The following is a 14,758-nucleotide window of genomic DNA, read 5'->3' on the forward strand; positions in this document are numbered from 1 at the left end:
TTTAAAATGTTATAGAAACTGATCCACTTACCAATCTTGGAGAAGGGTAACGATTGTTACTATCAAATCTAAAAGTGCTCGCATCCACACCTCCTTGGCTTGATCCTGTTTCTGGGTCAAATCCTGGATATTTAGTGAATACTAACAGGTTACGACCCACTAGGTTAAAACGAATATTTTTTACAAACTTTAAACTATTTACTTTCAAATCATATGATAAAGACACCTCACGAAGTTTTACAAATGTTCCATCAAATACCAACGCATCATTGTCCCAACCTAACAATCCTGAATATTGACCACCATTGCCATAATATGTTGCCGATTTTTGCTCATTTGGAGCCAAACTTGATTGATCAAATAATTTTGGTTCCGTCATATAACGAACCGAGTGATTATAAACCGCTCCTCCTTGTTGCCAACTCCATAACATATAAAACGTGAATTTTTTGTATGTAAGAGTGGTATTGAAGTTCATTGTAAAATCTGGAGTTGTATTTATTGCAGCAGCCGGTAATGCAACACCATTATTATCGGTCACTTTTATAGGCGTTTCATTTATAGTTCCTATTGCGTCCCGTTTAACCACAAAACCTTGATTATTAACCACAAACACCTCATTAACTGATGTGCCAGCAGGAACCTGGTTTGCAACCTCATTCAAATTATGTGCAAACTTATCTAGTAAAAGTGTTCCGAAAGCGACCTCTTTCTGGATTATAAAACGTGTTCCATCAATAAAATAAGGTGTCGCATTTAATTGAGTTACTTTTTGGGTATACTTGTCGAATGTTGTTTTAAAATCAAGACTCCAATTAGTTTTTTGAAGAATATTAGCGCTCAATGTAGCTTCATATGCATTTGATTTCATAGCAGCTGCATTTTGCCATTGATAAGCAGCACCTGAAAGTGGACTAACAGGAACTTTAAGTATCAAATCCGTGTTATTTGTATATGAATAGTTAAGGTTCAAGGTGAATCTTTTCAAGAAACTAATATCAGTTCCTATTTCCCATTCTTTTGAGAAAGACGGTTTTAATTTTGAATTACCTAAAGTTTCTTGATTTCCGGTAACACCTTGATTAAGTGCGAAGGTCTCATTGATTGCGCCGAAAGGAGGTCTTAAACCAGCCGTTCCTAATGAAGAACGTAATTTCCATTCATCAATACCTTTTATTTTATAATCTTCAGAGATACGCCATGCTCCTGAAACACGGTAGAAATTTTGCCATCTAACGTCTGGACCAAACAATGAAGAAGCATCACGACGTATTAAAGCATCAACTATATATTTAGATTTGTAATCTACGGCAGAAATTAATGAATAATTATAGGCATTCGTTGATATGATAGCAGAGTTTACAGAAGGTATTGCACCTGCATTAAGAGTTGTCAAATCAAAGCCTCCCAGCGCTAATTGGGATGCTGATCCAGATAAGTTATTATAAGTTGAAGATTCATATAAAAACTGGGCTTTGCTAACAGTATTAAAATTACCTATCTTTTTAATATATGATCCTTCAAATGCTATATTTTTATCTTTACTTTCATACATTGACCGGTTAATGCTACCAATCCCTTCATTTAGATAATAGTCTAACATTCCTTTAGGTTGCATATAGAATGATGAGCCTGTATTCTGTATTACCCCATAAGATGCCTTAATGTATAAATCAGGCGTAAAATCGTAGTTAAGACTAGAAAAGGAATTTAATGTTTTACCCGTATTTGTATTTTTAGTATTGTTTATTGTATACAATGGATTTGGTGCAGCATCAGTTAATGTATTAACATTTACTTTATAAGGAGTTCCATCAGCATTTGGAAGGGTTAAATCAGCATTTGGATCTGAACGTAACAATGATCCAAATACATCACCTCCAACGCTTTCATCGTTAAAAGAAGAGTATAAATTTGATGTTTTAAAGGCCAACTTAGGGGTTATTTTATAATCCAAGTTTAACTTAAAGTTATTGCGATCTAATCCTTTAATCATTTTTACAATTCCCTCTTGATGTGAGTTTTGAAATGAGGTATATACAGAAATTTTGTTGTCATTTGAATTTCCTTTCAATCCAACGTAATTCGTTTGATATCCTCCTGGGTTAAAAAATTGTTTTACATGATCGTATGTTGTTGGATAAAGATTCTTGTAAATTTGATCTGGAGATACATCCGAAGTCACTACACCGTTTTGAACGATGCGGTTAGTTGCACTTGATTGTTGTGGTACAAATCCTAAAGAATTTTGTCCATACTCTGATCTAACATCAACCTCAACCTTACCTGCACTCATTGATGATCCTCGTTTTGTCGTGATATTTACAACACCATTTGCAGCACGAGAACCATACAAAGAAGATGCAGCAGCACCTTTTAAAACCTCAATTGAAGCAATGTCATCTGAACTAATATTATTCAAATCGGCACCTAAAACACCGTCGATAATAACTAATGGACTTGACCCGCCTGTAATAGATTTTGCTCCTCGCAATTGAATGTCGAAGCCTGCACCTGGTTCACCACTTCTAGCCACCATTCTCACTCCCGCCATTTTTCCTTGCATTGCAAGGGCAGCGTCATTTGCAGGTACTTGCTTAAGTTGTTTTTCTGTTAGTTTCTCTATTGAAAAACCTAGTTTTTTAACTGCAGTCCCTTTGGCAACCCCAGTAACTATAACCTCATCTAAAGAATTAGACTTGCTAGTCATCACTATCCTACCTAAAGCTTTCCCATCAAATACAACTTCCTTGTTGTCAAAACCAATAGATGAAAAAACCAGCGTTTGCTTATCTTCAACGGAAATTGTAAAATTTCCATCATTATCAGAAATCGTGTAATGGGGAGTACCTTTGACAACAACGTTAACACTAGGAATCGGATTTTTATTTTCGTCAACTACTTTCCCTTTTACACTTGTCTGTTGTGCGTAAATATTCATGTGCACAGCACAAAGTGCAAATAAAATAAATTTAATTTTTTTTAACATAGTTATTTTTTTTATTTATTTAAATAATAATTTCGGCATTTAAGGCACCTTGGCCATACCAATCATAACTGTAAAACATTTCATCTTCAATCATATATATATAATTTTGATTCTAAGGGTATTTCTCCCTTTATTGTCTTTTTCTTCATAATTTTTAATGGTTTTTTTAGTTATTATTATAGTTTAAGGTTTTTATAAAATTTTTAGATAATCTTTTTTTTTAAAGGCCCTGCAATAGTTTTTATTAATTAATCAAAATCAACGGACAGGAAATTCTGTAATTCTCAATTTTGTACAACCAAAAGGAATTAATTTAATAGTTTCCTCTTCATCGGACAACTTGTCGCCCATTTGTGAAAAATATTGAATCGGTCCAGGTGATCCTTTATATTCTCCCCATGGCAATCGTCTTGCTTTAATACTCAGCGTAACAGGTGCGTCTTGTAAAGTCCAAGGATACGGAGCTATCTCTTTCTTTTGAGTTACAGTAACTGATTCTTGAAGCTTTTCGGCTTTCAAGTATTTTCCCATCAAACAATAATTCCAAGGTGAATCCGAAGTTATTTCGTGATAATTACCAAACTTAACCGGGTCGTTTTTTTGCTCCCATTTTTCATTCATTTTCAAACTATACAACAGCGGTCCTCTTTCTATAACTGCAGCTCCGTCATACCAATAACTCACGGATACTTTCATCGGGAAATTCACGGTCAATTCATCCCCGTTATTCCAAACTCTATTTATTTTTAAAATCCTATCGGCTTGAACCAAAGTTTCAAGTTTTTTACCATTCAGGAAAAGCTCAGGATTTTCGCACCAAGCAGGAACTCTAAGGTGAAATGGAAAACTGCTCTGTTTTACTTTTTTATCTACAAATTGAAAGTGAAATTTCATGTTTTCTTTAAATGGATAATCCGTAAATTCAGTGATTTTAACATCCGTTCCGTTTGCTACTTTTGCTATTACTTCAGAAGGTGCATAAAGCAATGCCGCAATGCCATTGTCTGCCGTGGCATACCAAAGATTTTGAGTGAATTTAGGCCAGCCTTGGTGCATATTGGAGGTACAACAAGGGTATCCAGTAAGCAATCCCATCAGGTTATCCGTGTTACTGTGAGAAGTCACAAAATTTCTAGATTCCTTTGTCATCGAAGTTTGATTGATTTGCTGATAATATTGTCTTTCATTAAAATCAGCACTAATTTGAGAAGGTAAAACATTGTACGTGATACGTTCTAATTGATCCGCCCATTGCACATTACCAGTAATTGCAAGCATATTTTCAAGTGAAAACATCATCTCTACTGCCGTACACAATTCAGAGCCCTGTGTTGGATTTCCAAAACGTAACATTTCATCGGCAGCCCATAATCCTGTTGGAAAAGCAATAGTATTTCGCATATCATTTATTGCTTTTTTAGGAGCAAGTGCGTATTTCGGATCTTTATTGGCTTGAGAATAAATCGTTGGTGCTTTAAAACCTTGAGCCAAATTAACACCGTGTGTACTATTCTGACGGGATAGATCATCTCGATTCAAAAATGCATCAGTCCAATCAAACGTCTGTTTATGAACCAATTCCCCTAACTCCAATAAGAATTTATCACCTGTTATAGAATAAAGCCAATACACTACCATCAAATTATCACCTCCCCTTTGTTCTCCCCAAAAGGTCCATTTCCCCAAAGGATCTTTTGGTAATTCTTTCAGTTGGTATTTAAAATAGTTCGTCAAAAATGGGATTACCCGTTTATCGTTAGTTGCCGAATAATATTGTTGCATTATTTTAAGAACCACCATTTTTGGCCACCAATCTTTTGCGTTATCTCGTTGCAATCCTGGTTCTGGGCCACGGTCCGTGTCAGGTCCGAAGTAGCCACTTTCTTTTTGTGAAGCAAGAGTCCATTCAATCCAAGGTTGCACCTTGTTGATTAATTTTTGGTCCTTCATAATATAAGCTAATGGCAAAAGACCATCAACCCAGTAAGGCCCACGTTCCCAGACATCGCCATCGCCACCCAACCAGCCGTTACGAGAACCAACCACTTTTGAATATTGAGCATCTAGATTTCCCGTCATACCATTAGCCATTCGTTTCATCTGTTCGTCTAGCCAGCCTAAAGGCTTAATGGCTCCAAGTGGCAACTCGATATAAGGCTTTGCAATCAACGGAGCTCGATTATTAGTGTAATTATCATTGGTTGCTTCCTTTTGTGCAAATAACAGCGCTGGAAACAACAATAATATGGTCAATGCTTTTTTCATTTTTTTCCTTGATTTTTTTTTAAAAAAGTTAATTATTCTTTGTAATCAATCCATACTTTCATTTTACTTTCCGCTCTGTTATCCCAAGAATAATAAGGAATAAATTTTATGACATTTTTTGGATCAGCTACTGTTTTTATTTCCATAATCCCACCCAGTAAACTAGGATTGAAAGTGGTTTCAAACTTTGTGTTTTTAGAAATAGTTTCGAGGTCAAAATTAGATTTGTTGTCTACTTCTTCCATACAATACACCAAAGGCCCTCTTTGTATAGCTCTTTTTCCAATGTCAGCCTTTACACGATCGTCTGCTTTAACCACTTCAACTGGCATATCCATAGAAATTTTAATTTCATCCCCTTTTCTCCATTCTTTTTTCAATACTGCATATCCATTTTCCACTATTGGGTTATTAATTTTTTTTCCATTTAATGAAAGGGAATATTTTTTGCACCAAGCTGGAATTCGAAATCTAATTTCTTTTTCTAAAGGAAAGGTTAAAGATTTAACTATGAGTTTTACATCTCCATTCCAAGGATAATTGGTCTCTTCTTGTAACTCCAAATTGTTTTTTCCAATGGAAATATTCACCGTACTGCCTATATACAGGTTTACCCAGATCGCATTGTCCGATTGTCCATAAATATAATTACCAATGGAAGGCATAAAACGTGAAATTTGACTTGGACAACAAGCCGTCCCATACCAGGCTTTTCTGTGATGATCTCCTTTGGATTCTAATGGGTTCACGTAGAAAAATTCAGTCCCGCTAAGAGAAACTCCAGACAAAACAGCGTTATACATCGATCGTTCTAAAACATCTATATATTTAGAATCGCCAGATGATTGGTTCATTCGTGAATTCCAATAACACATACCCACAGAAGCGCAAGTTTCACAATATGCAGTTTGATTAGGCAAATCATAATCTTCTGTAAATCCTTCATTTTCCCGTGAAGAACCAACACCTCCAGTAACATACATATTACGTGATACCACATCATCCCATAGCGAATTTAAAGCTTTCGAATATTTTGCTTTTTCATCCATTTTTTGCACGTCGGCCATACCCGAAAAAAGATACATAGCTCTAACTGAATGCCCAGAAACATCAGTCAAGTCTTCTACAGGTTTAACATCTTGGTAATATTTGACATCCCATTTTCCGTTACCTCCTGTCGTTCCGTATTCATGTCCTCTTTCTTCCAGCAGCCATTTCGAAAAATCTAAGTACCTCTTGTTATTGGTAACGTTATATAATTTCACTAAAGCCAATTCAATCTCTTCGTGTCCAGGAACCCAGTGGCGTTTTCCTTCTCCAAAAATGGACATCATGTGCTTTATCATCTTTTCAGAAACACCCAACAATTTTGTTTTTCCAGTTGCCTGATAATATGCCACACCCGCTTCTATAAGATGTCCCGCACAATAGTCCTCGTGCTTGTCCATATTGGTCCATCGCTTATCTAATCCTGTTAAAGTATAATAGGTATTAATATAGCCATCCTTTAATTGGGCACTTGCTATCTTATCAATCCAATCGTCAGCCGTTTTTTCCAATTTTGGATCGGGATTATTTATCAAAGTGTAGGCAATACCTTCCAATGCTTTGTATACATCCGAATCATCATAAAAAATCCCAGAATGTTTTCCTGACCTTTTCCCTGCGTTTACAAAATTAGCAATACGTCCTGTCTGACTTTCAATTTGGGAAATGCAAGTACTTAATATACTTGCTGCATGGTTTTTCAAACGAGGTTCCCAAAAAGAATCGGTAATCTTTACTTTAGAAAAATTGATTGGTTCGATTTGAACTCTTTGCCCCTTGGTTTGTCCAAAACCGCTTAAAGAAAATAGGGCAAAAAGTAATAATAACGTATTTTTCATAATTTAATTTCTGATAAATTGTAATTTGGTTCTTATTCAAATAATATCTTCACTTAAAGCACAGCTCGAAACAATTCCCGTCAATATAAATTGACTCTCTTTCCATCAAATTTTCACTGTCTGCCTTTCTTTTACTAAAAACCAATGTTTGTTTCTGAATCTTTTTAAACTATTTCTGTTTCCTCTTCATATTTTTAACTAAATTGAAAAAGCACCAACTTTATAACTGCAGTTAGCAGATTTTTCATTTTAATATTTTTAGGATAATATTATAAGATTAGTAATGTTTTTTGCTGAAATTTAATTCTATCAATACTTCCTTTTTTAACATCAGAAATACCAGATTCATTTATTTGAAAAGTCAAAATAGATGATTTTAAATCAAAATAAAATGCTTTATTCGTGTCATTTTTAATATAAAATGATTCAAATTGCATAAAAAAGATCAAGCAAATAGCGCCTTGCAACATCCTGTTGAAATTTGACACAATTTGCCCAACATTGATTTCATTACAAAAAATATAACAATGCGTAAATTCTTTCTTTTTTTATCTTCTTTAATTTTTTCTTCAAATTTTATTGAAGCCCAGGACTATTATTTTAACCATTTTCAAGCTGAAGAAGGCCTTTCCCACAACACCGTTTTAACATCATTGCAGGATGAAGATGGATTTATGTGGTTTGGAACTAAAGATGGTTTGAATCGCTTTGATGGTTATCGTTTTAAAACTTATCGAAGCAATGGAGACCCAATTCATAGCCTAGGAAGCAATTTTATAAGATCTTTACATGAATACAAAGGAGTAATTTGGGTTGGTACAGATAAAGGTTTGTATCAATACAATAGAAAAATAGATCGGTTTACGATTTTAAATGAAGCCATAAACAATAGGGTTAATGACATAAATCACGATAAAAAAGGGAATATCTGGTTTCTTTCAGGAAACATTCTGTACAAATATTCAACCCAAAAAAAAGAAACCGAAATTTTTAATCCAGGCAAATATTTTATTGCCACTTCAATTGCACAGGATGCAAACGGAGAAATTTGGGCTTCTTCTTCAAATAAAATATATCATTATTCTGAAGAAAGTCTTTCGTTCGAAAATCTTCCACTTACACCTCCGGCAACTTCAGGCAGCTTTAGTATTTCCGTTATTTATGCTTTGGATAAAAATAATATTCTAATTGGTACACACACTGATGGCGTTTTAGTGTACAATATCCCGACCAAAACAACTTCTAGATTAGAATTTTCGACTAAAAATCCGGTTTATGTACGAAAATTTAATAAAAGGAATAATAACGAACTTTGGATTGCTAGCGAATCTGGAGTTTATGTTTACAACCTGAAGACGAAAACAAGCGTCAATCTCAAAAAAAACTATAATGATCCGTATGCCATTTCAGATAATGCGGCTTATTCAATAACGGTTGATAAAGAAAACGGAATTTGGATTGGAACTTATTTTGGTGGAATCAATTATCTTCAAAAAGAACACACACAATTCAAAAAATATTTCCCTCAAAAAGGGCAAAACTCTATTAGCGGAGGTGCCGTAAGGAAAATTATTAAAGATGACAATGGTGACCTTTGGATTGGTACTGAAGATGCTGGTTTAAACCGGTTGAATCTGAAAACGCAGCAGTTTACGACATATTTACCAAACGGAAGCAAAAGTAGTGTCTCCTACTACAACATTCACGCTTTAATGTCTAGAAAAGACAAAATTTGGGTCGGAACATTTGAGTATGGCTTTGATATTTTAGATAGAAATTCAGGCAAGGTTATAAAACATTATAGTGCTAATGATCCATCTTCGGGATTACACAGTAATTTTATTTTCTCATTTTATGAAACCAAAAAAAAGGAACTGATTGTGATTACCAATTTAGGACTTTATTTGTATAATGAACAAAAAGACAATTTTGAGTCCTTAAAAACATTTCCTGAAACAATATTTTATACCACTTATCTAGAAGATATCGATGGAAATTTCTGGGCTGGGAGTTCTCGTGATGGCTTGTTTTACTACAATCCGAAAACCAAAAAGAAAGAGGTCTTTGTTTATCATTATAAAAACGCAGATGGAATCAGCGATAATTCCATCAATTATATTTTTGAAGACAGTTCTACAAATTTATGGTTTGCCACCGAAAATGGATTGAATTTATTCGATAAAAAAACAAGAACTTTTAAAAGATTTACGACTGAAAACGGATTTCCCAGCAACGTAGTGTATGCAATTTTAGAAGATGATGCTAAAAATTTATGGATAACAACTTCTAAAGGTCTGGTGAAATTTGGTTCAGATCATAAAAGTATTAAGATTTATACAAAACCAAATGGTTTGTTGAGTGATCAGTTTAATTATGCATCTGCTTTTAAAGATACAAACGGTGACATGTATTTTGGAAATCTCAATGGAATGATTAGTTTCAATCCAAATAATTTTACAAAAAATAAATACTCACCTTCAATTTATATTACCAATCTTCAAATCAACAATAAAGATATTGATGCCACTAAAAATGATTCTCCTATAAAACAATCTATTTCACATATTGATGAATTAAAATTAAACAACAATCAATCATCGTTTAATCTTGAATTTGCATCGTTAAATTATACGGCTGCAGAGCTTACGGAATATTGGTACAAGCTTGAAAACGTAAATAATGACTGGGTTTATCTTGGGCACAACAATAAAGTTTTCTTTACAGAACTCAGGCCCGGCAATTATGTTTTTAAAGTAAAATCATTAAATAGTTTTGGTATTTGGAGCAAAGAAGTTGCATTAAAAATTAAAGTTTTACCTCCATTTTGGGCAAGTTCTTACGCATATTTTTTCTATTTTCTCCTAATTTGCGGTTCCCTTTATTACATTATTCGTTATTCGCAAAACCTAACTGAAATTAAAAATAACAGAAAAATAAGACATTTAAACGACGAAAAAGAGAAAGAAATCTATCAGGCAAAAATTGATTTTTTCACGAATGTTGCACACGAAATTAGAACGCCACTAACGCTGATAAAAGGCCCTTTGGAAAAACTTTTGACAATGGAGCACAAATTACCAGAAGTTCCTCAAAATCTTTCCATAATGAAGAAAAATACGTTGCGATTGTTAAAATTAGTCAACGAATTATTAGATTTTAGAAAATCAGAAATCGGCGGACTAAAACTCACTTTTGTACAAACAAATATTTCTTCAATTGTTAGAAAATTACATTTGAGATTCAGCCAATTAATTGAAGAAAGAGGCATTGAATTTGAATTGGAACTGAGCCAAAAGGACATTTATGCCTTTGTTGACAAAGAAGCTTTCGAAAAAATCCTGAGTAATTTGATTAGTAATGCTATTAAATATTCAAAAGACAAAGTTTCAATTATGCTTTTTAGAGATGAATCCAAACTGATTTTAATCGTGAAAAATGATGGAAATTTGATTCCATATCATTTAAAAGATAAAATTTTTGAACCGTTTTTCAGGGTCAATACTATGAGTGCAATTTCGGGAACCGGGATTGGGCTTTCGCTTGCGCATTCGTTAACACAATTACATAACGGAAATCTGCAATTAATTTCAAATTCAACCCTCAATGTTTTTGAACTTGTAGTTCCACTTCATCAGAAAGAAGAATTTATGCTTTACAGCGAATCCGAAAAAGAAGAAAATAAGCGGGAATTAACTATTGCCGAAATTGAAAGCAAACATGAGAAAACACAAATTTTAGTTGTAGAGGACAATGAAGATTTATTGAATTTTATTTCGACAGAATTATCTCAGCTTTACACCGTTTTAAAAGCTGATAATGGGGAAAATGCATTGAAAATAATTCACAACGAAAATATTCAGCTTATAATAAGTGATGTTTCAATGCCAATTATGGATGGAATTACCTTGTGTAAAAAAATTAAAACAAATCTGGAAACAAGCCATATCCCAGTGATCTTACTTACAGCCAAAAGTTCTCTGAAGTCACAAATTAACGGTCTTGGAGCGAGAGCCGATGCCTACATTGCGAAACCTTTTTCGATGGATTATTTGAAAGTCCAGACAGAAAATTTAATCGAAAACAGAAAACAAATTATGAACTACTATGCTAGTTCACCGCTGTCACACATCAAAAGTATTGCAAACAGTAAAATCGATGAAAAGTTCCTAAATAAATTAGACCAAGAAATTCTAAAAAACATTACTGATTCAGATTTAAGCGTTGAATCGCTGGCAGAAATAATGAACATGAGCCGATCGACTTTATATAGAAAAATTAAAGATATTTCGAATTTGAGCCCGAATGAATTGATCAATATTGTGCGCTTAAAAAAAGCCGCAGAATTACTTTTGAATGAAAATTATAAAATGTATGAAATTGCCGAAATGGTAGGTTATAATTCACAAACAAGCTTCGGACGAAATTTTCAAAAGCATTTTAGAATGAGCCCTTCAGAATATATAGCAATGAATAAATAACTATTAATTGATGGGGTGTCTGGATAAAAAAGCTAAAGAGGCTATTTGATTAGGCCTAACTATCCGTTACCCTTATCAAGGTTTCGTCGACCTGCTTTGTATTTCAGTAGCTTTTGGATATTCTGGAGCATGCTGCCCCCCCAGTTATGGTTTCCAATTTCGGGTTACAGTAAAATCATTTAAAGCTTTTACTGACATTCCGGCGGATACTGACCCCACCTCGGGTTATTAAAGATTTTGTAATGGAGCATATTGACCCCTCTTGATCTGTGTTAAAGCAGGTTGTAATGGAGCATGTTGCCCCCCTTCTTTAATTTGATTTGGCTTACTTAGGTAAATAATATTTACCTAAAGCAGCGTGTTGATGGCCGGAAAATCGAAAGCTATGAGTCAGATCAAACAATTATTACGTCTTCACAAACAGGGCGATTCCATCAAAAGTATTGCGCGTAATCTAGGGATAAGCAAGAACACCGTAAAAGCATATATTGCCAAACTAGCGGCTGGTGAAATCCCGGTAGCACAACTTCTGGAAATGGAAGACCCATTGTTAATGGGAAAATTCCATGTCGGTAGTCCAGCCTATAAGGATCCGCGGTTTGAATATCTTCGGAATAACCTGACCTATTATGCCAAGGAGCTTGAATCCGTAGGCATGACGCGGCTTCTTCTTTATGAAGAATATGAGGCTGGCTGCAAGCCCGCCTACAGCTACCCCCAGTTCTGCTTCCACCTTCGCCAGCAATTAGTTGCCAGGCGTCCGGGCATGCGCTTAGAGCATCTGGCTGCAGATAAGCTCTTTGTTGACTTTGCAGGCAAGCAAATGCATTACATAAACAGAGAGACCGGTGAAGTGGTGGCCTGCCAGATATTTGTTGCCTCGCTTCCATTCTCTGATTATTGTTTTGTAATGGCCGTTAAAAGCCAGAGAGTGGATGATTTCCTCCATGCACTGGAATGCTGTCTTAGGGAACTTGGAGGTGCTCCGGCAGTCTTGGTACCAGACAATCTCAAATCCGCGGTGATCAAGGCCAATAGATTTGAGCCAGAGATTAACCGGGCACTGGAGGACTTTGCAAACCATTATGGAATCACAGTCATCCCCACAAGATCAAGGAAGCCAAAAGATAAGGCACTGGTAGAGAATCAGGTTAAGTTGGTATACAATCGTGTGTATGCCAGACTCAGAAACCGTCAGTTCTTTGATATCGAGTCCCTTAACCTGGCCATCAGGGAAAAAGTAAAGGCGCATAACCAGACCAGGATGCAGCAAAAGCCCTATTGCAGGGAAGAGCGATTTCTTGCAGCGGAAAAAAGCCTGCTCAAACCGCTGCCGGCCGATGGTTTTGAGGTCAAGTATTATTCAGAACCCAAAGTGGCGCACAATAATCATATCTACCTTGGGAATGACAAACACTATTATAGCGTTCCCTTTGCATACGTAGGGCTTAAGGTCCAAGTGATTTATACCAGGAGCATGGTTAAGATCTATGCAAGGGGCAAGCAGATTGCCGTTCATGTGCGGAATGTGAACCCGGCAGGTTACTCCACACAGAAAGATCACTTAAGCTCACATCACAGGCACTACCTGGAGAGGAGTCCCGATTATTATATTGCCCGGGCAAAGGAGAGATCTCCGGAAATGTATCTTTTGTTCCAGATGGTATTTGAACAGAATACACATCCTGAACAACTTTACCGGACATGTGATGGCTTGTTAAGATTGCAGAAAACTGCAAGTCCCAGCGGATTTGCAGCTGCTTGCGAACTGGCAATGGATGTACGCAACCTTTCGTACCGCTTTGTCGAACGCATCCTCAAGAACAATATGGTCGATCATCAGGATAAGCCAAAACAGGAACAGTCGCTTCCAGAGCACCCGAACATTCGGGGCAAAGAATATTATTCACAATCAACTATCAAATTCTAAAAAATGAACATTGAAACTCAATTAAGGGACTTACGCCTACATGGTATGATCCGGAGCTGGCAAGCGCTTAGCGAAACAAGAAGACTCCATGAACTTACCCTCAGCGAAGGGATGGAAGTGCTTCTCCAGGCAGAAGCTGACGATCGGGATGGAAAGCGGTTTGAACGGCTTCAGCAAAATGCAAACTTCCGTTACAGGGCATCAATAGAGGAACTAAACATGGATGCAAAAAGAGGATTGGACAAGGCCGCTGTCGGTATCTTTGCCACAGGTGAGTATATACCCAAAGGAGAAGCAATATTAGTGTGCGGTTCTACGGGAACAGGAAAATCCTTTCTGGTGTCAGCACTCGGACACCAGGCCTGTACCCAGGGATACAGAGTGGCTTACTTCAATGTTCAGAAATTATTGTTAAAAACAAAGATGAGCAGGATTGATGGAAGTGTATACAAGTTTTTTGAAAAGATATCAAAAGCAGATTTGCTCATTTTGGATGATTTCGGACTGACACATCTTGAACAACAACAGCGTATGGACATGCTAGAGATAATTGAGGATCGGCATGCAAAAAAGGCAACAATAATTGCCAGCCAATTGCCGGTGGATAAATGGTGGGATATCTTTGGGGATTCAACCCTCGCAGATGCATTTTTGGACCGTATGGTGCACACTTCTTACAGAATTGAATTAAAAGGAGAAAGTCTTAGAAAAAAAAGGTAAAATTGTCATGCCGTCAGCTATGACAGGCCAAATCCCCGAAGGGAGGTCAGTATGATGCATTACTGGGGTCAACATTACCAGAATATCCAGAAGTGTTTCTTCCCGACTTTTGGTGGTAATTATGAGAATTGAAGGTGAATGTTCGTTAGAAGTTTATGAATCTTACGAATCTAATTTTCTCTTCTGCTGATGTATTTAAGGTTATTTCGGTAGATAATAATGCTGATCAGATAAATATATACGTGCAAAGCCGACAGAAGGTATGTTTATGTCCGAATTGCAGTCCAACTGCGTATGTGCAGGGAAACGGTTAGAAAATACAGGATCAAGCAAAAAAGTTGGGGAGTATTAAAGTTTGATTATTTTTGTGAAAATACTTTGTTTTGGACACCACACTACTATCTTTCATACTTCCTGAAGGCTTAACCGAATACTTTGAACTTGATAAGTTTGAACTTTCTGAAGGCTCTTATCATATTTATCTTTTAGA

At 35.8% G+C, this 14,758-nt stretch carries 6 protein-coding genes; 3 read left to right on the top strand and 3 right to left on the bottom strand.

All coding sequences use genetic code 11. The annotated features are described in order from the left end of the window. Nucleotide 1: 1 nt before the first annotated feature. The 3 genes from AW17_RS17030 to AW17_RS17040 form a co-directional block, all read right to left on the bottom strand. On the bottom strand, nt 2-2,989 hold the full coding sequence (locus AW17_RS17030; protein WP_029278459.1) for a SusC/RagA family TonB-linked outer membrane protein: 2,988 nt from the start codon (nt 2,987-2,989) through the stop codon (nt 2-4). 258 nt (nt 2,990-3,247) lie between these two features. Then, nucleotides 3,248-5,254: a beta-L-arabinofuranosidase domain-containing protein gene (locus AW17_RS17035; RefSeq protein ID WP_029278461.1), complete on the bottom strand. Its 2,007-nt coding sequence runs from the start codon at nt 5,252-5,254 to the stop codon at nt 3,248-3,250. 32 nt (nt 5,255-5,286) lie between these two features. After that, nucleotides 5,287-7,140 carry a glycoside hydrolase family 127 protein gene (locus AW17_RS17040; protein WP_029278462.1) on the bottom strand — a complete coding sequence of 618 codons (1,854 nt, stop codon included), beginning with the start codon at nt 7,138-7,140 and terminating at the stop codon, nt 5,287-5,289. Between the two features lie 527 nt (nt 7,141-7,667). On the opposite strand from AW17_RS17040, the gene AW17_RS17045 reads away from it, so the two are divergent. From AW17_RS17045 to istB, 3 genes are all read left to right on the top strand, one after another. Continuing rightward, complete coding sequence (locus tag AW17_RS17045) at nt 7,668-11,618, top strand: hybrid sensor histidine kinase/response regulator transcription factor (protein WP_029278463.1); 3,951 nt, start codon at nt 7,668-7,670, stop codon at nt 11,616-11,618. A gap of 385 nt (nt 11,619-12,003) precedes the next feature. Further along, nucleotides 12,004-13,548 carry an IS21 family transposase gene (istA, locus tag AW17_RS17050; RefSeq protein ID WP_245235092.1) on the top strand — a complete coding sequence of 515 codons (1,545 nt, stop codon included), beginning with the start codon at nt 12,004-12,006 and terminating at the stop codon, nt 13,546-13,548. 3 nt (nt 13,549-13,551) lie between these two features. Next, nucleotides 13,552-14,268, top strand: coding sequence for an IS21-like element helper ATPase IstB (istB, locus tag AW17_RS17055; RefSeq protein WP_029278466.1), 717 nt, complete (start codon nt 13,552-13,554; stop codon nt 14,266-14,268). Nucleotides 14,269-14,758: the final 490 nt, after the last annotated feature.

Source organism: Pedobacter borealis DSM 19626 (assembly GCF_000708285.2).
GTDB lineage: Bacteria > Bacteroidota > Bacteroidia > Sphingobacteriales > Sphingobacteriaceae > Pedobacter > Pedobacter borealis.

Excerpts from the sequence above, each read along its gene's own strand:
- AW17_RS17030 (WP_029278459.1), bottom strand. The coding sequence starts at position 2,989 with ATGTTAAAAAAAATTAAATTTATTTTATTTGCACTTTGTGCTGTGCAC.
- istA (WP_245235092.1), top strand. The coding sequence starts at position 12,004 with ATGAGTCAGATCAAACAATTATTACGTCTTCACAAACAGGGCGATTCC.
- AW17_RS17035 (WP_029278461.1), bottom strand. The coding sequence starts at position 5,254 with ATGAAAAAAGCATTGACCATATTATTGTTGTTTCCAGCGCTGTTATTT.
- AW17_RS17045 (WP_029278463.1), top strand. The coding sequence starts at position 7,668 with ATGCGTAAATTCTTTCTTTTTTTATCTTCTTTAATTTTTTCTTCAAAT.
- AW17_RS17040 (WP_029278462.1), bottom strand. The coding sequence starts at position 7,140 with ATGAAAAATACGTTATTATTACTTTTTGCCCTATTTTCTTTAAGCGGT.
- istB (WP_029278466.1), top strand. The coding sequence starts at position 13,552 with ATGAACATTGAAACTCAATTAAGGGACTTACGCCTACATGGTATGATC.